We start from the raw sequence: 22,569 nt of genomic DNA, 5'->3' as shown, positions 1-22,569 counted from the left end.
GGCGCAATGCCACGGTCGAGGCTCGCCCGCCCGGCACGTTCCGGCACGGATGCGGCATGCCCGCGGCCGAGGGCTGTCGCCGTACCGGAACGCTCACGTCCTCATCCATGCGTGCCCCGCACGCAGTTGTTCCAGGCAGGAGTTCCCCCATGGCCGCCACGGCTTTCCCTCGCCCTGTCCTCGTTTCCCCGCAGTCCCCGTACATCGCCTCTCCCGCGGCCGCGGACCGTCCGCGGGGCGTGCCCGCGCCGCGGATGCAGCCCGGTCAAGCGCCGCGACCCCAGCCCGCCGCCGCGGTCCGCGGGCCCGGCGGGGTCCGTCCCGCGGCGGGCGCGGCCCCGGTGCGCGCGGCGGCGGCACCGCGGGGACGTGTGCTGTACCAGGGCACCGAGGCGCGGCTGATGCACCACGCGGTCGGCTCGCACGTCGTGCCGCACCGCCTGCGGGTGCCCGGCACCGGCGCGGTGCGGGCCCGGCTGCGGGTGCTGCACCGCGGCGAGATCGCGCTGTACCAGATCTCCTACGGCGCCCACGCCGAACTGCGGCTGGACGCGCAAGCCCCCGTCTACCTCGTGCACTTGCTGCACAACGGCGGCGGCCGGCTGACCGTCGACGGGCGGGACATGCCGCTGTCGCCGGTGGTGACCGGGCCCGGCCAGGACACCGTGCTGCGGTTCACGCCCGAGACCACCGCGCTGGTGCTGCGGATTCCGCGACGCGTCGTCGACGCGGCGATCCGGCCGTACGCGGGCGCCCTCGACACCGACACCCCGCTGCGTTTCGAGCCGGTCCTCGACCCGGCGAACGACGAGGTGCGGCAGTGGCTTTCGCTCGCGCACAGCTTCGCGTCGATGGTCGACTCGGGCCTGCTGACCCGTTCCCCCGACACCGCCGCGCACTTCGAACAGATGCTGGTGCACGGCCTGTTGGCGTGCCAGTCGCACAGCCTGAGCGGCGGCGCGGCGCCGCGCGGCGGACCGGTCGGGGCGCCGGTGGCGCTGCGCCGGGCGCTGGCGTTCTGCGAGGAGCACGCGTCGGAGCCGATCTCGGTCGCGGACATCGCCGCCGCGTCGCACATGAGCGTGCGCACGCTCCAGGAGAAGTTCCGCACCCACCTGGGCGTCACCCCGCTCGCGCACCTGCGGCACGTGCGCCTGGCCGGGGCGCACGCCGACCTGCTCGCGGTGGCCGAGGGCCGCAGCGACGACACGGTGACCGGGATCGCGCTGCGCTGGGGCTTCAGCCACCTCGGCCGGTTCGGGTCGCTGTACCGCGCGGCCTACGGGCGGCTGCCGTCGCAGACCACCCGCATGGGCGACGTGGAACTGTACGCCGCCGCCGGGCGCCGCCAGGCCGGCTGACCCCGGTCCGGCACCGCCGGAATCGCATCCGGACAACCGGGCCGGGAGGGCTTCGCGGCACTCCCGGCCCGGTGCTGTCCAGGTCACCATCGAAGACCCGTCTCTGTCGGCGCCGATCGGGCTTGCCCCGGCACGGCGTCCGCGCGGGGTGGGCCCCACGCTAGTGAGGCGCCCGGGGAGCGGGCTATCCGGCCGCGTGTTCTGACCAACACGTCCGCGCGGCACGGGAAAACGGTGCGGTCGGCGGACTCGCGCCCATTCGGGTGCCGTTCCCTGGCCATCGGCATGTCGGTCTTCCGCGGGCACCCGAGCGTCCGTCAGCGTGGAAACCATGCGCACCGACCGACGGTTCCCGCGTTCCTTGCCCGCATTGGCCGCCACCGCCGCGCTGCTGCTCGCCCTCCCCGCCCCTGCCGGGGCCGCGCGGGACGGCGGCACGCCGGGAGCACCCGGCATCGGCGACCCGCTGTTCCCGAATGCGGGGAACGGCGGCTACAACCTGGAGCACATCTCCCTCGACCTGGCGTGGCAGGCCCCCAAGACCGCGTTCCCCGCGGTGGCGACCCTGCACGCGGTGGCCACGCAGCGGCTCTCCCGCTTCGACCTCGACTTCGCCGGGAACACCCTCGGCCGGGTCTTCGTCGACGGCAAGCCCGCCGCGGCGGTCCGGGACGGCGACGAACTCGTCGTCACACCGCGCAAGCCCATCGGCAAACACGACGCGTTCGACATCCGCGTCGAGTACACCGCCGACCCCACGCAGATGCGGCACCGCGACGACGCCATCGAGGACTACGGGTGGATCCCCACCCCGGACGGCACCGTGGTGTACCCGCAGCCGAACGGCACCCAGATGCTGTTCCCGACCGGCGACCACCCGAGCGTCCGCGTGCCGATGACGATCTCGATCAGCGCGCCGCAGGACGTCCAGGCCGTCGCCAACGGCGACTTCCGCGGACGGCGGCCGGACGGCCCCGGGCGGCTGCGGTGGACGTACGACTCCGCCACCCCGGTCGCCGGACAGCTCGTGCAGTTCGCGGTCGGCCACTACGAGTTCGTGACCAGCCAAGGCCCCGACGGGGTGCGGATCCGGGACGCGGTGCCGCCGGACCTGGTCGCCTCCACGGCCGCCTACCGGGCCCTCACGGCCGACCATCTGCGGTGGCTGAGCGCCAAATTGGGCCGTTACCCGTTCGGCACCTACGGCCTGCTGGTCGCCCACACCGACCTCGGCGTCGCCCTCGAAACGCAGACGCTGTCGCTCATCCCGGAAGGCGACCTGGCCGGCGACCAGGTCACCGCCGAACGCAACATGGTGCACGAGCTGACCCACCAGTGGTTCGGCGACAGCGTCGCGCTGGCGTCCTGGTCGGACCTGTGGCTGAGCGAAGGCCACGCGCGGTTCTACGAGCGGCTCTACTCCGAAGAGCACGGCGGCGACGCGATGGAAGCCCGCATGTACGACGCCTACCGCGCCCACGACCTGTGGCGCCGCGACTACGGCCCGCCCGCCGCGCCCACCGAGCCGAACCTGTTCAAGCGGATGCGCTACGACGGCTCCGCGCTCGTCCTCTACGCCCTTCGCGCGGAGGTCGGCGACAGCACCTTCAACGCCATCGAACGCGCCTGGGTCAGCCGCTACCGCGGCCGCACGGCGAGCACCGGGGACTTCGTCGACCTCGCCTCGCAGGTCGCGCACCGCGACCTGCGCCCGTTCCTCGACACCTGGCTCTACGCCCCGACGACCCCGCCGATGCCCGGGCACCCCGACTGGAAGGTCGACCCGCTACCGCCGGCGGGCAGCTGACCCCTTGGCCGCGCCCGCGGGCTTGAAGACCGACAGGAATGTCGCCACCGCGAGCGCGGCCAACTGCACGGCCGCACCGGCGAACTGGTACCACTGCACGGCCGCGAGCCCGCCCGCGTCGGCCCCCGGCGCGGTCATGTGCTCCAGATCGCGCAGCCAGCGCGACATCAGGCCCGCACCGATCGCGATGACCAGGAACAGCAGCACGATCTTCACCTTGATCCACAGGTAGCGCCAGAGCCCCCACGGCGTCCGCAGGCACAACAGGACGCCCGACACCAGCGCGATCACCGCCAGCGGCATCCCGGTCGTGTACACGAGATACCGCATGACGGGGTACAGCGTGTGCCGCAGCTCCGCGTCCCCGGTGAGCCGCGCCACGATCCCGAGCGCGATCAACCCCCACTCGACCCCGACGAGCCCGACGGACGCGACGACGTGCAGCGAGTTGACGCTCTTCCGGGCCCGGCGGGAGAAGCCGCGGCGGGTGGAGCCAGGACCGGGTCGGCCGACGTCGGGTCTGGTGCGGCCCGTCTGCCCTGCGACCGTCCCGGCTCCGCGCGAAGCGCCGACCGGTGCACCGGCCGCGCCTGTGGTGGCCCCGCCGAGTTCACGCGGTGCGCCGATCGGCTCGCCTCCGGCCTCCGGCAACGCCCCCGACCGTGCCCGGGACACCTCCCGGCCGCCGTCCTCCGGCCGAGCCGTCTTTCCGCTTGCCGCCCGCACTGCCTCGCCCGCAGCCACGATGCCCTCCTGAGGACGCTGGTCTCTCGCCTTCCAACGCCCTCCAGCCTGCTCGGCAGGGCCCCGCGAAACGTCCCGCCCACGAAGTGACCTCCGGTGCTCTCCCCGCAGGTCGGCCCTGGTCCGGACGGCGAGGAATCTGCTGCGCGGAGAGACCGCCCGCCCGGGGGACCTACTCCCGCGGGAGTAGGGGCGGGCTGCAAGGTGGCGCGGCCCTCGCACCCGCGCTATCCGGCCGAAGCCGCCCGCCACTGCGGGTCGCGGCCCGACAACGCGAGAGCCCGTTCGAACGTCGACGCATCGGCCGGGATCTCGACCGGGTCGGCGAATCCGTCGTACTGCCGGTAGACCTCCGCGTGTTCCTCGACAACCGTGAGGACGAGCTTGGCGGTGTCCTCGGGCAGCTCGACGGTCTGCCCGGTCGCCGCGGCGACGTCCCAGCCGTGCACGGTGAGTTCCTTGACGATCAGCCCGACGATCGCGGCGGGCGGGAAGGTCATACCGGGCCCGACCTCGACGTCGCCTTCCCACGCGGCTGGTTCCGCCCACGCCGCGACGGCGCGGTCGAGCTGCGCGGCGTACGTCTCGGCCCAGTCCGGGTCGGCGGCGAAGTCGCGGTTGAGCAGTTCCTCGGGCAGCGGTTCGCGGCGGGCCCGCTTCTCCAGGCCGAAGGCGCTGTAGAGGATCCAGTGGTTGAGCAGCGCGCCGAGGTTCATGTCGGTGCAGGGGGTCGGAGCGTCCGGCGCGGCGGTGCCGGCGCCCCGGGCGATGCGGGCGGCTTCGGCGGCGGCGACGGCGAGGTGCGGGTGCAGTTCCATGTCCGGAACGCTACGGAGACCCCGCATCCCGGTCTTGAACAAAAGCGACAGCGGCCGCGGCCGTGCACGACCTAGGCTGTCCCCATGACCGAACACGGGGCGAACCCGGTGAATCTCGGCCGCGGCGTCCTCTATCCCGGGCTGACCGCGACCAAGATCCGCTTGGCCCGGCCGGAGCCCGATCCGCGGCTCGCCCCGTTCGTCGAGAACCACTGGATCGTCGCGTGGGACCTGCGCGGCGGGAAGCCGTACGAGTCGCGCACGCTGCCGCATCCGAGCGTGCACTTGGTCTTCGAGGAGCCGCACCCGTCGGTGTACGGCATCATCCGCGGCCCGTTCATCCGCGAGATCGCCGAGCTGGGGCACGTCTTCGGTGTGAAGTTCCACCCGGGCGGCTTCCGCCCGTTCCTCGGCGCCCCCGTCGCGGACCTCACCGACCGCGTCGTGCCTGCGCAGGACGTCTTCGGCGCCGGCGTGTTCGACGTCCAGGAAGCCGTGCTGGCCACCCGCGACGACACGGAGATGACCCGGCACGTCGAGGACTTCCTGCTCGGCATGCTCCCCGCACGCGACCCGGTCGCCGACGAGGTCGCCGCGATGGTGCGCACCATCACCGAGACCCCCGCGTTCGTCCGCGTCGACGACTTCGCCGCCCACGCCGGCGTCTCGGTGCGCCGCCTGCAGCGCCTGTTCGCCGAATACGTCGGTGCCTCCCCCAAGTGGGTCCTCCGCCGTGCCCGCCTCCACGAAGCCGCCGAACGCGCCGACCAGGGCGGCACCCTGGACTGGTCCGCGCTCGCCGCCGAACTCGGCTACGCCGACCAGGCCCACCTGACCCGCGACTTCACCGCCGCGATCGGCGCCCCGCCGGGGGCGTACACCCGTACCTGACCGGGGACTTGCTACGCCCCCGAGCCGGCCGCGGCCGCCGTCGGCCCGCTTCCGGCGCCGCCCTGCTCAGCCGCCCACGCCGACACCGCGGCCGCCAAGTCCAGGTCGCCGTGCGTGCCGCGGGCCCAGGTGTCGAGTTCGGCGGCGAACTCGGCGTCCATGTGCGCGCGGGCTTCCAGGACCTGGGTGAGGGACCGTGCGCGGTGCGGGTCGGCGGGGCTGCGCTCCAGCGCGCTGAGCGCCGCTTCGCCGCAGGTGCCCGAGCGGCGGAACTCGCGCCGCACCAGTCGGGCGAGCGCGGTCCAGGCCCCCTGCCCGGCCTCGCCGCCCGCGCCTCCGGCGAGTCCCGCGAGTAGCACGGTCGAGATCGGTTCCACTGGTCTGCCCCCTGTCCGTCGCGGCCGGTCGACGGGGACCACGCTACGACGCGAGGGTGAACGGCGAACGAAGTTCCGGGAGGCCGCACCCGAACCCCGGTGCCGGGCGCGCCGTCCGGCCGGCTCACGTCGGCGCCGATACCAGCAGACGCTCGAGGGCCGCTTCCACGACACCGCGCGCGGGCCTCGCGCCACCGCTCACCGCGGTCGTGCGTACCAGGGCGTGGTAGAACAACGCCGGCGCGCACGCCGTCCACGAGTCTTGCCGTGCGGTGTCCAGGAGGAAGCCGAGAACGCCCGCCGGGTCCGCCGGGACGAACGCGAACTCGCTGTGCTCCCAGGGGTCGTGCATGCCCCGCGTCCAACGCTGCCGCAGCAGTTCCTCAGTGCACGTCAGTCGGGCGCAGAACAGCGCCCCCCACTGGAGCCGCCGCTGGTCGACGACCACGGAAAGCAGGTCCAGTCCGGCGAGGTCGGCGTCGAAGACGGTGAGCTCCTCGGCAAGCGCCCGCCGCGCCGCGCCGAAGAGGTCGACGGTGCCGTCGCCGGCGACGTCGTGCGCCCGGGACAGTCCCTCGTTGGCCGACGAGTTCCACAGCCCGGGATTGACCGCCACCTGGGCACTGCGGCGGGAGAAGACCATGCGGCCGTCCCCGGTGACGGCCGCCACGTTCACCCCGAACGACACCCCGGGGAGCAGGTCCGCGCCGGGCCGGGCACCGGCCGCCCGGGCTGCGCCCGCCGCGCAGTCGACGCCCTGCGCGGCCAGTGACGTGTAGTAGTCGCTCGGGGAGAACCCCAAGTCGAGGACGAGTTCCTCGTCCGCATCGCGGCCGGCGGTGAACGCGGCGAGGCGGAACGTCGGGCTGTTCCAATGGCGCCGACAGGCGCCCGATTCGTGGACGTGCCGTACGCGCTCCCGGGCGGCGGCGAGGTCCGCGGGCAGGTTCGCCGGAAACGGCTCCCCCGGCACCACCCGGGCCCGGACGTTCCGCTCCGGTATCGCCGCGGCGCCGTCGCCGGCCCGGATCAGGCACGTGGTGGTCAGGGGGCCGAGACGAAAAGGCCGATGCACGCCGGGAGTCTCCGATGCCGGGTCGACGCCTGCCGGGCCGACGCCGGCCCGTGGTTCGCAGCAACGTACTTCGCCGTGCGGCCCCGCGGAGCACGCTCGCGCGGGGCGGACACGCGCCGTGCGCCGAACGGCTGCCGGGTCGGGCGGACCGGTCGCGTCGCCCGCGCCGTCGCAGGGTCGTCGTACCCGGTCGCGTGCGCCGTTCCCCGGGCGTGGCCGCCGGCGACCCGGGCCGCCGTACCGTCCCCGACCGTCGGCCGGTAGCGTGCCTGCCACCGCCGCGTTGTCCCGAAATATCCCGCGTACCCTCGCGCCCCCATGGAGGACCCTGTGACCCAGGACGCCACCCCGAACGCGTTCCACACCGGCAGCCACGACCTGCCCGTGTCCGAGGCGCTCGGGGCGTTCATGAGCGACCGCTGGACGCCGAGCCCGCTGCCCGACCTCGCCCTGGCCGACATCGCCCCGTGGGCGGCCAAGCGCCGCGCGCGGCTGTCGGCGCGGTTCCCGGGCGAGCGGCTGATCGTGCCGTCCGGCGTGCTCAAGGTGCGCAGCAACGACTGCGACTACCAGTTCCGCCCGCAGACCGAGTTCTCCTACCTGACCGGCGGCACCGAACCGGACAGCGTGCTGGTCCTCGAACCGGTCGGCGGCACCCACGAGGCGCGGCTTTATGTGCGGCCGCGTTCGACCCGCGACACCGGCGAGTTCTTCCGCGACCGCCGCTACGGCGAGTTCTGGGTGGGCCGCCGGAACACCCTCGACGAGACGGCGACGCAGCTCGGGATCGACTGCGTGCACCTGGACCGGTTGCCGGACCTGTTCCGGGGCGCGAATGTCGCGACGCGGGTGCTCGCCGGGGTGGACCCGGCCGTGGACGCGTGGGTGCCGGTCCGCGGGACGACCGACCACAACCGCGAATTCGCCGGGTACCTGTCGGAGATGCGGCTGGTCAAGGACGAGTGGGAGGTCGCGCAGCTGCAGCTCGCCGTCGACCACACGGCCGCGGGCTTCTCGGACGTGGTCCGCGCCCTGCCGCAGGCGCTGCGGCACCCGCGCGGCGAGCGCTGGATCGAGGGCGTGTTCAACCTGCGCGCGCGGGCGGAGGGCAACGGGCTCGGCTACGAGACGATCGCCGCGTCGGGCGCGCACGCGTGCGTGCTGCACTGGATCCGCAACGACGGTGCGCTGGACGCGGACAAGCTCCTGCTGCTGGACGCGGGCGTGGAGACGGACACGCTCTACACGGCGGACATCACGCGGACGCTGCCGTTGTCGGGCCGCTTCTCGAGCGCCCAACGCGACGTCTACCAGCTGGTGTTGGACGCGCAGCAGGCCGGGATCGACGCGCTGCGGCCGGGGGCGAGCTTCCGGGACTTCCACCTGGCGGCGATGCGGGTCATCGCGACGGGGCTGCACGAGTGGGGCGTGCTCCCGGTGAGCGCGGAGGAGTCGCTGCGCCCCGAAAGCGGGCTGCACCGGCGCTACACGCTGTGCAGCAGCGGCCACATGCTCGGCATGGACGTCCACGACTGCGCGAAGGCGCGGGCGGAGACGTACTTGGACGGGAAGCTGGAGGTGGGCCATGTGCTGACCGTCGAACCCGGTCTGTACCTGCAGCCTGACGACGAGACGCTGCCGCCGGAGCTGCGGGGCATCGGCGTGCGCATCGAGGACGACCTGGTGGTCACGGAGGACGGCGCCCGGCTGATGTCGTCGGCACTGCCGCGCGAGGTCGACGCGATCGAGACGTGGATGGGCGAGCTGTTGGGCTGACCATCCGCAAAGCGGTGAGGGTGCGCCGGACCGCGGTCCGGCGCACCCTCGGCATAGGCATAGGCATAGGCATAGGCGAGACGATCTCGCATGTTTTAGCGCTCCTCAACGATGGTTCGTCTCACTTGCCTCGACTTGAATGAAGTCACGCAAGCGAGACACCCACCACGAAGGAGCCCCACATGACCGCCGCCGCCAACACCGCCGCCCCCGTCCTCATCCTCGGTGCCACCGGCAAGACCGGCCGCCGCGTCGCCGAGCGGCTGACCGCGTTGGGTGTCCCCACCCGCCTCGGCTCCCGTACCGCCCCCATCCCCTTCGACTGGAACGACCGGGCCACCTGGGCCCCGGTCCTCGAAGGCGTCCGCGCCGCCTACCTCACCTACTACCCGGACCTCGCCGTCCCGGGCGCCGCCGACATCGTCGGTGACTTCGCCGAGCAGGCCGCCAAGGCGGGCGTCGAACGCCTCGTGCTCCTCTCCGGCCGCGGCGAGCCCGAGGCCCAGCGGGCCGAAGAGCGCGTCCAGTCCGCCGGCACCGCGTGGACCGTCGTGCGCGCCGCCTGGTTCCACCAGAACTTCAGCGAGAACTTCCTCGTCGAGCCGGTGCTCCAGGGCGAGGTCGCGCTCCCCGTCACCGACGTCCGCGAACCCTTCGTCGACGCCGACGACATCGCCGACGTCGCGGTCGCCGCGCTCACCGAGGACGGCCACGCGGGCGAGGTCTACGAGGTCACCGGCCCGCGCCTCATGACCTTCGCCGAAGCCGTCGCCGAGGTCGCCGGCGCCATCGGCCGTAAGATCGACTTCGTGCCGGTGCCGATGGACGCCTACGCCGCCGTCCTGACCGAACTCGGCGAGCCCGAGGAGGTCGTCTGGCTCATCCGCTACCTCTTCACCGAGGTCCTCGACGGCCGCAACGCCCACCTCACCGACGGTGTGCGGCGCGCCCTCGGCCGCGAGCCGCGCGACTTCGCCGACTACGCCCGCGAGGTCGCCGCGACCGGCGTCTGGACCGTCTGAGAAACTCCCCGCAGTCCGCGGGAGTTTCGGCCACACCACCCCGTTCGACTTCCGGAGGGCAGTCCCATGCACGGTTTCCTGTTCGCTCTCACCCTGGCCACCGCTCTCGGCGCAGCAGTGATGGGCGGCGTGTTCTACGGATTCTCCGTGCTGGTCATGAAAGGACTCGCGAAAGTCCCCGCCCCGGAAGCAATACGGGTGATGCAATCCATCAACAGATCCGCCCTCACCCCCGCCTTCATGAGCGTCTTCATGGGCACCACTCTCGCCTCCGCCGCCCTCCTGGTCTGGTCCCTCGTCTCGTGGGACGGCGCCTATTCCGGCTATGTCGTCGCCGGTTCCGCCCTCTACCTCGTCGGCTCGTTCATTCTCACGGCCGGCTACCACGTCCCCCGCAACGAAGCCCTCGACAAGGCCGACGACGCCCAGGCCCAGGTCCTGTGGCAGAGCTACCTCCCCGACTGGACCCGCATGAACCACGTCCGCGGCCTCGCCTCGGCCGCCGCGGGCGGCCTCCTCATCGCCGCGCTTGCCGTCGCCTGACACCCCACGGAATCCCCGGAAGCGGAACCCCCGCCTCCGGGGATTCCCGCATTCCCGGGAAACGCAGGCAACCCCGCCGGCCGACCCCGTACTCAAGGCTCACGAGGAGGTGCTCATTGAGAGCCGATGAGGCGGCGCAGTTCCGCGAATTCGTCCAGGCACGCTGGGCGAAGCTCGTGCGGACGGCGTACTTGTTGACCGGCGACCACGGCGACGCCGAGGACTTGGTGCAGACCGCGCTGACCAAGGCGTACGTCGCGTGGCACCGGGTGCAGGGCAGCGACAGCCCGGACGCGTACGTGCGCCGCATCCTGGTCAACACCAACGCGGCCCGGTTCCGGCGCAAACGGATCACCCAGCTCTTCGGGGTGAGCGCTCCGGAGCCGCGGACCGCCGCGGACTCGACCACCCGGCAGGTGGAGCAGCGCGACGCGCTCATGCGCGCGCTCGCGCAACTCCCGGCCCGGCAGCGCACGGTCGTCGTGCTGCGGTACTGGGACGACCTGCCCGAAGCCGAAGTCGCCCGCTCGCTGGGCATTTCGGTGGGGACGGTCAAGAGCCAGGCATCGAAGGGACTGGCGAAGCTCCGCGCCGATCCCGCCCTCCACGGCGCCCGCTGGGGCGCCGACGACTCCGCGGAGGTGATCGCCGTATGACCGGCGACGAGGAAGGACAGTGGATGCGCGACAGATTCGACCAGGGTATGCGGGACGTGCCCGAGACGCTCGCGCCGCACGAGGCGATCGAGACCGGCGGCCGGGCCCGGCGCCGGCGCCGCCGCCGCGCGGCGGTCGGCGGCACCATCGCCGCGGTATTGGTGGCGGCCGGCACCGCGACGGCGATCGGCCTGACGTCGGGCGGCGGCACGGACCACGTGGCGACCGGCTCCGGCCCGACGGCGTCGGCCGCCACTCCCGCGGGCGCGCCCAGCGCGGTCCCGTACGCCGAAGACCTCGGCAGGGTGTCCCTCGCCAAGGGCGAAGCCTCCGGCCACACGTGGGAATTGGTGCGCATCCGCAGCTACGGCCCGTACGAGGCCATGAAAATGCCGAACGGCGCCCCCACGGGCAAGTCGACCGGGGTGGCCGCCGCGGAGACCCGCACCGGCTACTGCGAAATCGTCGAGCTGAACATGGACGGCAAGCTCACGAACCGGGGCGGCGGCCGCGGCTGCGCCGACAATCCGTTGTGGCGGCTCGACAAGTCGGCGAGCGGCGACGACTTCACCGCCATCGGGCTCGGCGACACCCAGCTCAACCAGGCGGGCGTCGGCAAGCTCGGCACCGTGTCGTTCGGCATCGTCCCGCAGAACGCCACCAAGGTCGTCGCCACGTTCGACAAGGACAAGGCCACGGTCGACGCCCAGCCCCAGAAGGTCGCGAACGACACGTACTACGTCATGTTCGTACCGGCCAACGCCGGCCACGGCGACAGCGCCACGATCCGCTTCTACGACGCCAACGGCAAGCAGATCGGCAACGACCACCCGTACATGGGCGTCGGCAACGGCAAATAGCCCCGAAGCACCGCACCAAAGATCGCCGCACCACCCCCGAACGGAGCCCGGGCAACCGCAACTTGCCCGGGCTCCCCGGTCACCGTAACCCGGAACCGAATCCCGCGCCGCCGCGTCGGACCGGCATGCCGCCCTCCGTACGCAGCGCCCGCACCGCACGGCTCGTCCCGCTGGCCGCCGCACTTGCCTTCGCCGTCGCCTGCTCCGAGAGCCCCGGCGACCGTCAATGCACGCTCATCGCCGCCATCCCCGGAATCGGCATCGACCTCGACGCCGCCACCGCGGCCCGCACCGAAACGGTCCAGGCGCTCGCCTGCTGGGGCGGCACCTGCCAGGACGCCACCGCAAAGCTCTTCCCGTCGACCGGTGTCGGCGCGACGTCCTGCACCGGGGAGGTGTGCGCCGCCCAAGCCGCCCCGCTTCCCGGCAAGCACGGGAACGCGACCCTTCCCGATATCGTCCCCGGCCCGGTCGACCTGACCCTCACCCTGCTCGACGCCTCCGGCACGACCGTCGGCACCCGCCGCATCACCGTCACGGCGAACTCCAGTTACCCCAACGGCCCGGACTGCGGAGCGGACGCCGCCCAAGCCGCCGTCCTGATCACCGAATCGGGCATCACCGCGAAGTAGCCGCACACCCGTACGACTTCATCCAACCAACAAGCCCCTGCCGCACGAATCAAGACGGAAGTCCACATGATTCGGCCGCCGTCCCCGGCATACGGTCCCGCCATGGCGCAAAGCATGACGATCCGCACCGCGACCGGTCCCGCGCGCACCCGGAAGGCGGGAGCCGCACTCCTCGCGATCCTCCTTGCCACCGCCGCCTGTTCGTCCTCCGACGGAGACACATCGACGACCTCCGTCGACGCGGTCTCCGCCGCCGCCGGGCGCCTCGACCGGCCGGGCCCCTGCCCGTTCGCGTTCGACATGGCGGCGGCACTGCGCAAGGCCGGAGCCGCCGGGAAGGCCGTGCCGGACGACCCCGCCGCGGTCGGCGAAATCCACGCGCCGCCGCCCGGCGGCCCGAGCGCCCCGGTCCCCGCCTCGCAGCTGTTCCCCGACATCCCGGCCACCGAGGCGTACAGCGCCATCGAGTGCGACTACCGGGTGGACGGCCTGCCGCTGCGCGTCACCGTCGTCGCCACCCGCACCGACAACGGCGCCTTCGCCCTCCTTCTCCCGTCGCTCGCGCACACCCGCGGCGTCGACGACAGCACCGACGCCTTCCGCACCTGGGCCCGGACCGTCCCCCGGCCCGGCAAGGTCACGGCTCCCCCGGACGCCCGCGCCGCCGCTTTCGTGCGGATCCCGGTGCGCGACGGCGGCGACGTCGCCCTCGTGGTGAAGACCGCCGGCAACTTCGCCGCCACCCCGGGCGAACTCTCATCCGCGCAGGTCAGCACCATCGCCGACACCCTGAAGTCCGGCCCGCACACCTGATCGGGACCGGCCCGCGCACCCGGTCTCGCCCACCGGACCGCTCCCCGAATACGTGCCGTCTGCAGTTATCGTCGACGGGAAGATCCCCACGCCCGGGAGGTACCGTGGCCGCCGACCAGCCGATCCCCGTCGTCACCGACCTCGCCGGTGTGAGCGTGCGCAAATACACGACCGACCAGGTGATCCTCGACGGCATCGACTGGACCGTGCGCGCGGGCGAACACTGGGCCCTGCTCGGTGCCAACGGGGCGGGCAAGACCACGATCCTGCGCCTCGTCGGCGCCACGATGCACCCCACCGAAGGCACCGTCGAGGTGCTCGGCCACCGCCTCGGCCGCGTCGACATGCGCGAACTCCGGTCCCGGATCGGCTTCGTGTCCAGCGCCCAGAAGGTGCCCGTCGACCAGACCGCGCACACCGTCGTGCTGACCGGCGCGACCGGCACCGTGCAGCCTCTGTGGCGCAAGTACGACGACGACACCAAGGCCCGCGCCCACGAACTCCTCGCCGAACTCGACCTCAAGGACCTCGCCGACCGCCCCTACGGGGTGTGCTCGGGCGGCCAGCGCGCCCGTATCCTCATCGCCCGCGCGCTCATCGCCGACCCGGGGCTGCTGCTCCTCGACGAGCCGTTCAACGCGCTCGACCTGCCGTCCCGCGAGGACCTCATCGACGCGATGCACCGCCTCGCCGCGACCCGGCCCCGGCTGACCACCGTCACCGTCACCCACCACCTCGAGGAACTCGCCCCCAACATCGGCCACGCGCTGCTGCTGCGCGACGGCCGGGTGCTGGCGCGCGGCCCCGTCGACGAGGTGCTGACCGGCGCCCGCATGACGGAGTGCTTCGGCCGCCCCATCGAGGTCGGCCGGCTCGACGGCCGCTGGCTGGCCCGCTCCGCGCGGCCCCGCGCCCAGGCCTGACCCCGGGCGCGGCCCGACCCCGGCGGAGCCGTCCCCGCACGGGTTGTGAATTCGGTGCGAACGATCCCGTCCGAATCCCGCACACCCTTGACCTCAACCGGACTTCAACCTGCATCGTGGCCGGAGGCATCCACGCACCACTCGCCCCGACCGGACGGATCTTCCATGCACGCCATCGTCTTCCGTGAGTACGGCTCCCCCGACGTCCTCGAACTCGCCGAGACCCCGCTGCCCGCCCCCGGCCCGGGGGAGGTCCGCGTCCGGATCCGGGCCGCGGGCGTGCAGCCGGTCGACACGTCCGTGCGGCGGGGGCTCGCACCGCCGGCCATGGCGCCGACGCTGCCCGCCACCCCGGGCAACGAGTTCTCCGGCGTGGTCGACGCGCTCGGCCCGGGCGTCACCGCGTGGGAGGCCGGGGACGAGGTCCTCGGCTGGACGATGCTCGGCGCCTACGCGGAGGCCGTCGCGGTCCCCGCCGACCAGCTCGTCCGCAAGCCCGCGGCGATGCCGTGGGAGGAGGCCGCGGTGCTGTCCGCGTCCGGCCAGACCGCGCACCGGGTGCTGCGCGAACTGCGGGTCGGCGCGGGCGACACGGTGCTGGTGCACGCGGCCGCGGGCGGCGTCGGCACGTTCGCGGTGCAACTGGCAACGGCATGGGGCGCGACGGTGGTCGGCACCGCGAGCCCCGCCAACCACGACTACGTCCGCGGCCTCGGCGCGATCCCGGTGGCCTACGGCGACGGCCTGGCCGACCGCGTCCGGGCGGCCGCTCCCCAGGGTGTGGACGCCGCGTTCGACGCCGCCGGCCGCGGCTCCCTCGACGTGTCCGTCGAGCTGGTCGCCGACCGGTCGCGGATCGCCACCATCGTCGACTTCGACGGCGCCGCGCGCCTCGGCGTGGTCGGCGCGCGCGGCGGCCCCGGCGCCCGCTCGCAGGAACGCCTCGGCGAACTCGTCAACCTGTACGAGAAGGGCGCGCTGACCGTGCACATCGGCCACCGCGTCGCCCTCGCCGACGCCGCCGAAGCGCACCGCATCGTCGAAACCGGCCACGGCCGCGGCAAGGTCGTGCTCGTCACCGACTGACACCCGCTCCGGCCCACGACCGGCTCGACCCCGGCCGGACCCGGTTGCACCCCCGATCCATCGGCCGTGCGCGGCGACCCTCATTCCCGTCTTCCCGCGGGCTCCGCGCACGGCCGATGCACCGTGCCGCGCGGCGTGACCGGGCTCACTCCCGCCGCCGGCACATGCCGGGTTCCGGGCTCCTCCCCGGTGCAAAGCGCCCACCTGCGCGTTTGCCCGCACGGGGCTGCGGAGCCTCCTCCTCAAGGCGCATTTCGCCGCCGGGATGTCCGACCTGCGTCGGAAATGCAGGCAACCGTTTCGGCGACTCGTTCGTACGCTGTATGTGCAAGAGTGGCGAATCGGAAAGCGCAGGCCGCGCGGCGTAACGCATCGGTTGAGAGTCGGAGTGTAGGTCAGGCCGTGTTCCGAGTACTCGACGTCGTCGATCGTCTCGACGGACTTCAGAAAAGCGGGGGCGGAACTGCCACCTACCCCCATCCCTACGACGCTGCCTACCCCACCGGCGAGAGTGCGGGGCGGCAATACATCTGGCCGATCCGCATAGTCCTCTTCGTGTGGCACATGCTGCGCAACGAGTTCAAGTCGATCATCATCGCGCCGTTCAAGGAAGTGTTCCTGAACCGCCGCTGGGGCGGCATGAATCTGGCGATCACGGCGTGCCTTGGCATCATCGTGCTGCACGCCGTGCACTTGACCAAGTGGGGCCACGACTTCGTCCGCATCATCGGCGGCGTGCAGGCGAGCCTGCCGCTGCCGATATCGCTGCTGCGCACGCCGATCTCGCTGTACGTCCCGGCGATCAACCTGCCCGTGTGGGCGGGCCTGACGCAGTTGTTCATCGCGTTCGCGCTGGCCCAGCTCACGCTCGGGTGGAAGCGCACGCTGATGATCGCGTACATCGCCACGCTGGCCGGCACGATGACCGCGCGTGTCATGGTCTGGCTCGGCCCGCACCACGTGCTCGGCCTGCCGCACTCGGCCGCCTATGTGCTGGACACCGGCCCGTCCGCGGCGGTCGTCGGCTTGTTCTCCTACATCGCCGTGGTCAAGCGCGCGCCCGTGCTGTTCTCGCTGACCAGCCTGTCGATGATCGTCGAGTCGGTCGCGGTGCCGAACCTGGCCGGCCGCGAACACCTCATCGCGATCGGCGCGGCGATGCTCCTCGGCTTCGTCCGGCTGTTCCGCGAGTCGAGGGGCATCCCCGAAGGCGCGCTCGCGCGCGGCGTCCGGCGGTACTGCTCGGCGGCGTTCGGACGGCTGCGCACCGCGGGCGGCCACAGCCCCGCCTGACCGGAAATCCCGGCGGACCCCCGCACCGACGCGATGCCCCGGACGGATGAGGATCCGTCCGGGGCATCCCGCTTCCGGGGCCGCGGGGATAGCGTGGGGGTCCGTGGACGACAGCCCTCCGGAGACCCCGGAACTTCCGCCGGTACCGCCGCCGGGTTTCCCGCCGGAGATGACGGTGCTCTGCCAGGCATGCGACGGCGACGGCTGGCGTTATGCCGCGCACGGCGCACTGGTCGACGGCCGCCCCGCGCCGGTCGGCAAGCAGGAGGCCTGCCTGGTCTGCGATGCGAGCGGCCGGATCCGCTGGACGACCGGGCCGGGGGCCTGCGTCAAACGGCACGAGCGCAAGCCGCTCCCCGGCTACTGACCCGGGGTCCGCCTAGACGGCTTCCGGAGCGGTGCTCGTGGCCGGGTTCGCCGGGGCGTTCGCGGGTGCGGTCGCGCCTTGTTCCGGTACCGGCCCGAGGGCCGACAGGCGCCCGGCCGCGAGCGCCGCCGCACGGCGCTTCTTGCCGAGGCTGATCGTCCAGTAGAGCAGTCCGCCGAGGACCACGTACGGCACGATGTTGTTCATCGTCACGGCGGCCCCGCGCGACAGCACGAACGTCAGCGCGACCCGCACCGCGGCCTCGACGAGGTACACGACGCCCCACACCGTGGTGAGCATCCGCTGCGTGCCGCGGAACCCCTCGTACTGCCACATGGAGTTCCAGTACGCGACGCCCGCTTCGGTGCCGTCGGTGGCGAACTTGCGGCCGAAGTAGAACATCAGCGGCCGCGGCGCGGCGAGCGTCGCCAGGCAGATCAGCCCGAAGACCGCGGTGATCGCGGACTCCTTGAGGAGCAGCATGCGTTCGCTGTGGAACAGGGCCGCGGCGACCACGCTCAGGGCGAGGAACATCAAGGTGAGCATGCCGAAGTCGTCGATCCGGCGGCGTATCGCGTAGAACACCGCCACTTCGGCGGCCGGCCACAGGCCGGAGAGGAGCAGGGCGTAGACGCCGCTCATGTGGTCGACCAGGAGCTGGTACGTCAGCAGCGGCGCGACGACGTTGAACAGCAGCGTCGGGCCCCAGTTGACCAGCACGGTCCGGAATCCACCGCCGCTTTCGGAAGCGGACATGCCAGCAAACCCCCACAATCCCCGTGAATACTCAATCCCGCAGAATTCCCGCAGAACCGTTGGATCGTAGTGGCGTGCCGAACGTGCGAACCACCGGCGGACGGCGACTTTGCCGACTTTCGACCAACCGTTCCGGAGCCGGGCACTCCGCCGCCATCGCGGCAACACCCCAGGTCAACGGGGCAACACCGGCCGTCCCCGGGCCTGTTGGCACGGCGCCGTGGCCTTGACGCTCCGGCGCGCTCCCGCGAATAATCCGACAAGGCTGGGCGAAGGGGGGAAGACGATGCGCGGCACCCGCGGGACGTTCTATCCGCAGCCCCTTCCCTTGGTCTCCGGCCGTTTCCTGCGGCGGCGCCACATCGATCTGCTCCGGGTGTGCAGCGCGGCTTAACCCGCCGTTTGTTTCCGCTCCCGTGTTCCCTGCTCCTGCCCGTTCCGGCTCCCAGGGAGTTTCCGCCATGCCCGCACGCCTGCCCCGGTCCGCCGACCCCGCCGATCTCCGTGTCCACGGCCGCTACCGCAGTTTCGGAAACCCCGCTCCGCGATTCCGCGGCCGCATCGGCCGCGCGCCGGGCAGCGGGTTCCGCGCCGACCCCAACCGGTACCACTTGTACGTCTGTTTCGCGTGTCCGCGTTCGCTGCGCGCCGTCGTCACCCGCGACCTGCGCGGCCTGGAGGACGCGGTGACGGTATCGGCGGTCGACCCGGTGCGGGACGGCCGCGGCTGGGCGTTCCGGCCCGGCGACGGGCACGGGCTGGACACCGCGGGCGGGTTCGCGTTCCTGCGCGAGGCGTACGAGGCGACGGAGTACCACTACGACGGCCCGGTGTCGGTGCCCGCGCTGTGGGACCGCTGGTCGGGGCGGATCGTCAGCAACCAGCCGTCGGACATCCTGTACGACCTGGCGACCGCGTTCGACGGCCCCGGCCCTGACCTGTACCCGTCGGCCTTCGCCGCGGGGATAGCCGCCTACGGGACGCTGTGCGACGACGAGATTTGGGAGGCCTCCCAGCGGGCCGGCCGGGCCCGCGCGGGCGCCCGCTACGACGAGGCGATGGAGACCGTCCGCAACGCCTTCGGCCTTCTGGAAAGCCGTTTGGCGCAGGGCGAGTTCCTGCTCGGCGCCACCCTGACCGCGGCCGACGTCCACCTGTGGACGACCCTCCTGCACGTGGATGCGGTGCACCGTCTGCACCTGCGCGCCGAGGACGTCCGCGCCCTCGCCGAGCACACCGCGGTCTGGGACTACTTCGCGCGCCTGTCGGAGATCCCCGCGTTCCGCGACAACGTGCGCCGCGACCACATCGCCGCCCACCACCGCAGCACCTGCCGCGGCCCGGCGGCGAGCGGCAGCACGGTGTCGCTGGTCGCGGCGGCCGGGGCGGGGGTGTCGGGGAGCGCGGCGTGGGGGTCGTGCAGCTGACCCGGGGGCGGGAGCGGGCCGGCCCGGCCGCGGGGGCCGGCACTGTCGGTGACCGGGCGCTCGCGGCGACCGTGCGCACGGTGGCCTTGTGTGGGGGCCGGTTTGGGGCATGCCCGGGTGATCGCGCACCATGGCCGGGTCCCCGCACCCGATCGACCGGAAGGTCCGGCCCTGCTCCCCGCGATACTCCCGGCCGTGCTGTTGCTCGTCGTCCTCGGCGCCGCGGTACTGCGGCCCAGGAACCTGCCCGAGGCGGTCTTCGCCGTCCCCGCGGCGGGCCTCGTCGTCGCCACCGGCGCCATATCGCTGGACCACGCGCGGGCGGAGGCGGAGCGGCTGGGCCCGGTCATCGGGTTCCTCGCCGCGGTGCTGGTGCTCGCGAAGCTGTGCGACGACGAGGGCGTGTTCCGGGCGTGCGGGGCGTGGATGGCGCGGAGCGCCCGCGGCAACCCGAAGAAGCTGCTCACCCACGTCTTCGTGGCCGCGTCCACCATCACCGCGGCGCTGAGCCTCGACGCCACCGTCGTGCTGCTCACCCCGGTGGTCTTCGCCACCACGGCGTATGTCGGCGCCCGCGCCAAGCCGCACCTGTACGCCTGTGCGCACTTGTCGAACACCGCTTCGCTGCTGCTCCCGGTGTCCAACCTGACGAACCTGCTGGCGTTCTCCGCGACCGGCCTGACCTTCGGCCGCTTCGCCCTGCTGATGGCGTTGCCGTGGGCCGTCGCCATCGCCGTCGAGTACGCGGTCTTCCGGCGCTTCTTCGCCGCCGACCTGGTTCCCGCGGCGCCGCCCGAGCCCGACGGGGACGCCCCGATGCCGGTGTTCGCGCTCGCCGTGGTCGGCGCCACGCTGGCCGGCTTCGGCATCGCGTCGGCCGCCGGGATCGACCCGGCGTGGGTGGCCGCGGCGGGCGCGGCCGTCCTGGCCGTGCGGGCGTTGCTCCGCCGCGAGACGTCGCCCGCGGCGATCGTGCGGTCCGCCGCGATCCCGTTCCTCGCGTTCGTCCTCGCCCTCGGCATCGTCGTGCGGGCGGTGGTGGACCATGGCCTCGACGACCTGCTCGGCCACGTCATGCCGTCCGGCGGCGGCCTGGTCGACCTGCTCGCCGTCGCCGGCCTCGCGGCGCTGCTGGCCAACACCGTCAACAACCTGCCCGCGGTGCTCGTCCTCGCCCCGCTGGCCGCCCCGCACGGCGCGGGTCCGGTGCTGGCCGTGCTGCTCGGCGTGAACATCGGCCCCAACCTGACCTACGCGGGCTCCCTGGCCACCCTGCTCTGGCGCCGCATCGTCACCGACCGCGGCACCGCGGTGGGTCTCGGCGAGTTCACCCGCCTCGCGGCCGCCGCCGTCCCGGCCACCCTGACCGCCGCGGTCGTCGCCTTGTGGGCGGCTCTCGCGGTCGTCGGGACCTAGACGACGAGCGGCAGTCCGGCACGGTCGGACAGTACGTGCGGTTTGGAGCCGGGCTTGCCGCGGTCGACCGGGCTCGGACCGGTGCGCGGTCCCCCTTTCTCGCCCGCACGTGCGCGGTGTCCACCAGGACTCGCGCGAGGTCGACCAGGCCCGCGTCGGCAAGCAGGTCGCGCAGGTGCCGGTGCAGTCGGCCCCACCGCCCGGCATCCGACCAGATCCGGAACCGGCGGTGCACCGTTGACTTCGACACCCCGAAACACGGCGGCAGCTGCCGCCACGCACAGCCTGTCGTCAACACGTACACGACGGCTGCGAACACCACCTCGTCGTCGCAGCCCACCGAAGCGCATGCCTTGGTCGCAGCTCAACACGAGGTCCGTCGCTCACCACCGGCTCAGACGCCCGGCAAGACACCCGACGCAGCGGTAGGCATCATCGGGGGCCCGGAGCGCGGTCAGGGCGGCTGTGTCTTCGCCTTCGGGCGGAAGTAGATGTGCAGGGTGTCGGCTTTGCGGTGCCGGGACCTGGCACAACGCCTGACCAGGAGGAATCGGCTAGAGACTAGCCGAACAACGCGACCGGAAGATCATCATCCGGATATTGCGAGACGCTCTGCAACCACCACGATGACTGCCAGTCGGCTCGGTCATCGCGGGGCCGGTACCAGAGAGTGAGATGCGCATGAAGCATCGTCGGAAGCTCGTCGTCGGCCTTGGAGCCGCAGTGTTCAGCCTCGGGATGGTGGTGACCGCCGGGAGCGCCCAGGCGGGAACCAACGGCACCGATTACGTGTACGCCGGCGGCTCGCCCGTCGGGAAGGTCTGGTTCAACAGCGACGGCGACATCTTCACCGTGTACGACTGGAAGGCCGACAGCCACGGTGTCGCCGTCTGGTACCGCGTGGGCGATTCGTCCGCGAAGGTCCTTGTCAATAACAACGGCTACAACTCGTCCAAGACGTTCAATCTCGACTTCCCCGAGGGCGCCACCGTCAAGTTCATGGCCTGCACCACTGAGCAGAGCGTCGTCTGGGATTGCGACGGCACCTGGTCGACCAGCCCCTTCCCGGGAGTCACGGCAAAGGCCTGACGGGCGAAGCCCGATGGCTGATACGCGCTGCCTCGGGTCCGACATCCGGCCGATGTCACCCGGGGCAGCGCAACGCGGGACACGCGCAATCGTCCTGATGCGGGCGGGGCAGAGGGGCCAACGAACGATCACCAATCAAGACACTGTCTAAGCCGCGGCCCGACCCGCGACCGCCTCCGGCAGCTGCCCGGCGAACGCGTCGACCAGCTCCCACAGCGGCGCCGTGCCCTCGGGGTCGAGCACGTGGGTGCCCTGCTCCGGCTCGGGGCGCACGAAGCTCTCGTGCACGAACCATCCCTGGGACACATGCGACGCCCCCAGCGAGGTCAGCACCGGCCGCAGCGCGTAGTCCAGCGCCAGCACGTGCGCGGGCGAGCCGCCGGTCAGCACCGGAAGCACCGCTTTGCCGCGGAGGGCGAACTGCGGCAGGACGTCCAGGAACGCCTTGAGCACGCCGCTGTAGGCGGCCTTGTAGACGGGGCTCGCCACCACCAGCGCGTCGGCGCGCTCCACCCGGGCGATCGCGTCGCGGATCGCCGGGTCGGCGAAGTCGGCGTGCAGGAGCGCCTCGGCGGGCAGGTCGCGGACCGCGAGCCGGTCGACGCGGTGCCCGGCGGCGGCGAGCCGGTCGGCCACCTGCGCGGCGACCGCGCCGGTGCGCGACGCCTCGGACGGGGATCCCCACACCACAAGAACGGAAGACATGCGCCCAGGCTCCCGGCCCGTTGTTGCACGGCCGTGAACCGGTCTTTAAATCGCCCCGGTCGCGCCCCCGGGGCCCGGGACGAGTAGGGGCGTGCGGCACTGCCGGGGAAGAAGCGCCGCACGCCCGGTCCG

General features: G+C 72.7%; 23 protein-coding genes and 1 pseudogene. 17 read left to right on the top strand and 7 right to left on the bottom strand.

Annotated elements, in window-relative coordinates; genetic code table 11:
- Positions 1-149 precede the first annotated feature (149 nt).
- Together ABEA93_RS19060 and ABEA93_RS19055 are read left to right on the top strand one after the other, a co-directional pair.
- Positions 150-1,361, top strand: coding sequence for an AraC family transcriptional regulator (locus tag ABEA93_RS19060; RefSeq protein ID WP_345676816.1), 1,212 nt, complete (start codon positions 150-152; stop codon positions 1,359-1,361).
- Positions 1,362-1,692: 331 nt separating this feature from the next.
- Positions 1,693-3,168: a M1 family metallopeptidase gene (locus tag ABEA93_RS19055; protein ID WP_345676815.1), complete on the top strand. Its 1,476-nt coding sequence runs from the start codon at positions 1,693-1,695 to the stop codon at positions 3,166-3,168.
- Here ABEA93_RS19055 and ABEA93_RS19050 read toward each other — a convergent pair.
- Both ABEA93_RS19050 and ABEA93_RS19045 read right to left on the bottom strand, forming a co-directional pair.
- Positions 3,148-3,912: a hypothetical protein gene (locus ABEA93_RS19050; protein ID WP_345676814.1), complete on the bottom strand. Its 765-nt coding sequence runs from the start codon at positions 3,910-3,912 to the stop codon at positions 3,148-3,150. The genes ABEA93_RS19055 and ABEA93_RS19050 overlap by 21 nt on opposite strands.
- Positions 3,913-4,139: 227 nt before the next feature.
- Complete coding sequence (locus ABEA93_RS19045; protein ID WP_345676813.1) at positions 4,140-4,730, bottom strand: TIGR03086 family metal-binding protein; 591 nt, start codon at positions 4,728-4,730, stop codon at positions 4,140-4,142.
- A gap of 84 nt (positions 4,731-4,814) precedes the next feature.
- Here ABEA93_RS19045 and ABEA93_RS19040 point away from each other — a divergent pair, with 84 nt between their 5' ends.
- Complete coding sequence (locus ABEA93_RS19040) at positions 4,815-5,621, top strand: DUF6597 domain-containing transcriptional factor (protein WP_345676812.1); 807 nt, start codon at positions 4,815-4,817, stop codon at positions 5,619-5,621.
- An 11-nt stretch (positions 5,622-5,632) separates the two neighbouring features.
- Here the strand turns inward: ABEA93_RS19040 and ABEA93_RS19035 are convergent, their stop codons facing one another.
- Entirely contained in the window at positions 5,633-5,998 is a 366-nt protein-coding gene (locus tag ABEA93_RS19035) for a hypothetical protein (RefSeq protein ID WP_345676811.1), read from the bottom strand.
- 124 nt (positions 5,999-6,122) lie between these two features.
- A complete protein-coding gene (locus tag ABEA93_RS19030) occupies positions 6,123-7,073 on the bottom strand; it encodes an NUDIX hydrolase (protein ID WP_345676810.1) in 951 nt (316 codons plus the stop codon).
- 318 nt (positions 7,074-7,391) lie between these two features.
- Between ABEA93_RS19030 and ABEA93_RS19025 the strand changes: the two genes are divergently transcribed.
- The 11 genes from ABEA93_RS19025 to ABEA93_RS18975 all read left to right on the top strand — a co-directional run bounded on the left by ABEA93_RS19025 (position 7,392) and on the right by ABEA93_RS18975 (position 17,044).
- On the top strand, positions 7,392-8,849 hold the full coding sequence (locus tag ABEA93_RS19025; RefSeq protein ID WP_345676809.1) for an aminopeptidase P family protein: 1,458 nt from the start codon (positions 7,392-7,394) through the stop codon (positions 8,847-8,849).
- A gap of 182 nt (positions 8,850-9,031) precedes the next feature.
- Positions 9,032-9,871, top strand: a complete 840-nt coding sequence (locus tag ABEA93_RS19020; protein ID WP_345676808.1) for a Rossmann-fold NAD(P)-binding domain-containing protein — start codon at positions 9,032-9,034, stop codon at positions 9,869-9,871.
- A gap of 66 nt (positions 9,872-9,937) precedes the next feature.
- Positions 9,938-10,414 carry an anthrone oxygenase family protein gene (locus ABEA93_RS19015; RefSeq protein WP_345676807.1) on the top strand — a complete coding sequence of 159 codons (477 nt, stop codon included), beginning with the start codon at positions 9,938-9,940 and terminating at the stop codon, positions 10,412-10,414.
- 116 nt (positions 10,415-10,530) lie between these two features.
- On the top strand, positions 10,531-11,070 hold the full coding sequence (locus ABEA93_RS19010; RefSeq protein ID WP_345676806.1) for a SigE family RNA polymerase sigma factor: 540 nt from the start codon (positions 10,531-10,533) through the stop codon (positions 11,068-11,070).
- Entirely contained in the window at positions 11,067-11,930 is an 864-nt protein-coding gene (locus ABEA93_RS19005; RefSeq protein ID WP_345676805.1) for a hypothetical protein, read from the top strand. Before ABEA93_RS19010 ends, ABEA93_RS19005 begins: the two co-directional genes overlap by 4 nt.
- A gap of 125 nt (positions 11,931-12,055) precedes the next feature.
- Positions 12,056-12,562 (top strand): hypothetical protein, encoded by a 507-nt coding sequence (locus tag ABEA93_RS19000; protein WP_345676804.1) that lies wholly within the window; start codon positions 12,056-12,058, stop codon positions 12,560-12,562.
- A 102-nt stretch (positions 12,563-12,664) separates the two neighbouring features.
- A complete protein-coding gene (locus tag ABEA93_RS18995; RefSeq protein WP_345676803.1) occupies positions 12,665-13,375 on the top strand; it encodes a hypothetical protein in 711 nt (236 codons plus the stop codon).
- 104 nt (positions 13,376-13,479) lie between these two features.
- Positions 13,480-14,298, top strand: a complete 819-nt coding sequence (locus ABEA93_RS18990) for an ABC transporter ATP-binding protein (protein WP_345676802.1) — start codon at positions 13,480-13,482, stop codon at positions 14,296-14,298.
- A gap of 165 nt (positions 14,299-14,463) precedes the next feature.
- On the top strand, positions 14,464-15,384 hold the full coding sequence (locus ABEA93_RS18985; RefSeq protein WP_345676801.1) for an NADP-dependent oxidoreductase: 921 nt from the start codon (positions 14,464-14,466) through the stop codon (positions 15,382-15,384).
- Between the two features lie 402 nt (positions 15,385-15,786).
- On the top strand, positions 15,787-16,677 hold the full coding sequence (locus tag ABEA93_RS18980) for a hypothetical protein (RefSeq protein ID WP_345676800.1): 891 nt from the start codon (positions 15,787-15,789) through the stop codon (positions 16,675-16,677).
- Between the two features lie 103 nt (positions 16,678-16,780).
- Positions 16,781-17,044, top strand: coding sequence for a hypothetical protein (locus tag ABEA93_RS18975; RefSeq protein ID WP_345676799.1), 264 nt, complete (start codon positions 16,781-16,783; stop codon positions 17,042-17,044).
- Between the two features lie 12 nt (positions 17,045-17,056).
- Here ABEA93_RS18975 and ABEA93_RS18970 read toward each other — a convergent pair whose 3' ends face one another.
- On the bottom strand, positions 17,057-17,800 hold the full coding sequence (locus ABEA93_RS18970; protein WP_345676798.1) for a VC0807 family protein: 744 nt from the start codon (positions 17,798-17,800) through the stop codon (positions 17,057-17,059).
- 461 nt (positions 17,801-18,261) lie between these two features.
- Between ABEA93_RS18970 and ABEA93_RS18965 the strand changes: the two genes are divergently transcribed.
- Both ABEA93_RS18965 and ABEA93_RS18960 read left to right on the top strand, forming a co-directional pair.
- A complete protein-coding gene (locus tag ABEA93_RS18965) occupies positions 18,262-19,227 on the top strand; it encodes a glutathione S-transferase C-terminal domain-containing protein (protein WP_345676797.1) in 966 nt (321 codons plus the stop codon).
- Positions 19,228-19,422: 195 nt separating this feature from the next.
- Positions 19,423-20,643, top strand: a complete 1,221-nt coding sequence (locus ABEA93_RS18960) for an SLC13 family permease (RefSeq protein ID WP_345676796.1) — start codon at positions 19,423-19,425, stop codon at positions 20,641-20,643.
- Here ABEA93_RS18960 and ABEA93_RS18955 read toward each other — a convergent pair.
- Positions 20,643-20,971, bottom strand: a pseudogene (locus ABEA93_RS18955) (transposase); the annotation flags it as partial. The gene ABEA93_RS18960 and the pseudogene ABEA93_RS18955 sit on opposite strands and share 1 nt — an antisense overlap.
- A gap of 347 nt (positions 20,972-21,318) precedes the next feature.
- Between ABEA93_RS18955 and ABEA93_RS18950 the strand changes: the two are divergent.
- Complete coding sequence (locus tag ABEA93_RS18950; RefSeq protein ID WP_345676794.1) at positions 21,319-21,732, top strand: hypothetical protein; 414 nt, start codon at positions 21,319-21,321, stop codon at positions 21,730-21,732.
- A 147-nt stretch (positions 21,733-21,879) separates the two neighbouring features.
- Here the strand turns inward: ABEA93_RS18950 and ssuE are convergent, their stop codons facing one another.
- Complete coding sequence (ssuE, locus tag ABEA93_RS18945; RefSeq protein WP_345676793.1) at positions 21,880-22,437, bottom strand: NADPH-dependent FMN reductase; 558 nt, start codon at positions 22,435-22,437, stop codon at positions 21,880-21,882.
- Positions 22,438-22,569: the final 132 nt, after the last annotated feature.

It is taken from the genome of Yinghuangia aomiensis (genome assembly GCF_039542225.1).
Taxonomy (GTDB): domain Bacteria; phylum Actinomycetota; class Actinomycetes; order Streptomycetales; family Streptomycetaceae; genus Yinghuangia; species Yinghuangia aomiensis.
This window is presented reverse-complemented; position numbering and strand designations above follow the sequence as displayed.

What these genes read in the sequence shown, in the direction of transcription:
- ABEA93_RS19060 (WP_345676816.1), top strand. Translation starts at nt 150, where the DNA reads ATGGCCGCCACGGCTTTCCCTCGCCCTGTCCTCGTTTCCCCGCAGTCC.
- ABEA93_RS19055 (WP_345676815.1), top strand. Translation starts at nt 1,693, where the DNA reads ATGCGCACCGACCGACGGTTCCCGCGTTCCTTGCCCGCATTGGCCGCC.
- ABEA93_RS19045 (WP_345676813.1), bottom strand. Translation starts at nt 4,730, where the DNA reads ATGGAACTGCACCCGCACCTCGCCGTCGCCGCCGCCGAAGCCGCCCGC.
- ABEA93_RS19040 (WP_345676812.1), top strand. Translation starts at nt 4,815, where the DNA reads ATGACCGAACACGGGGCGAACCCGGTGAATCTCGGCCGCGGCGTCCTC.
- ABEA93_RS19025 (WP_345676809.1), top strand. Translation starts at nt 7,392, where the DNA reads ATGGAGGACCCTGTGACCCAGGACGCCACCCCGAACGCGTTCCACACC.
- ABEA93_RS19020 (WP_345676808.1), top strand. Translation starts at nt 9,032, where the DNA reads ATGACCGCCGCCGCCAACACCGCCGCCCCCGTCCTCATCCTCGGTGCC.
- ABEA93_RS19015 (WP_345676807.1), top strand. Translation starts at nt 9,938, where the DNA reads ATGCACGGTTTCCTGTTCGCTCTCACCCTGGCCACCGCTCTCGGCGCA.
- ABEA93_RS19005 (WP_345676805.1), top strand. Translation starts at nt 11,067, where the DNA reads ATGACCGGCGACGAGGAAGGACAGTGGATGCGCGACAGATTCGACCAG.
- ABEA93_RS19000 (WP_345676804.1), top strand. Translation starts at nt 12,056, where the DNA reads ATGCCGCCCTCCGTACGCAGCGCCCGCACCGCACGGCTCGTCCCGCTG.
- ABEA93_RS18995 (WP_345676803.1), top strand. Translation starts at nt 12,665, where the DNA reads ATGGCGCAAAGCATGACGATCCGCACCGCGACCGGTCCCGCGCGCACC.
- ABEA93_RS18985 (WP_345676801.1), top strand. Translation starts at nt 14,464, where the DNA reads ATGCACGCCATCGTCTTCCGTGAGTACGGCTCCCCCGACGTCCTCGAA.
- ABEA93_RS18970 (WP_345676798.1), bottom strand. Translation starts at nt 17,800, where the DNA reads ATGTCCGCTTCCGAAAGCGGCGGTGGATTCCGGACCGTGCTGGTCAAC.
- ABEA93_RS18965 (WP_345676797.1), top strand. Translation starts at nt 18,262, where the DNA reads ATGCCCGCACGCCTGCCCCGGTCCGCCGACCCCGCCGATCTCCGTGTC.
- ABEA93_RS18950 (WP_345676794.1), top strand. Translation starts at nt 21,319, where the DNA reads ATGCGCATGAAGCATCGTCGGAAGCTCGTCGTCGGCCTTGGAGCCGCA.
- ssuE (WP_345676793.1), bottom strand. Translation starts at nt 22,437, where the DNA reads ATGTCTTCCGTTCTTGTGGTGTGGGGATCCCCGTCCGAGGCGTCGCGC.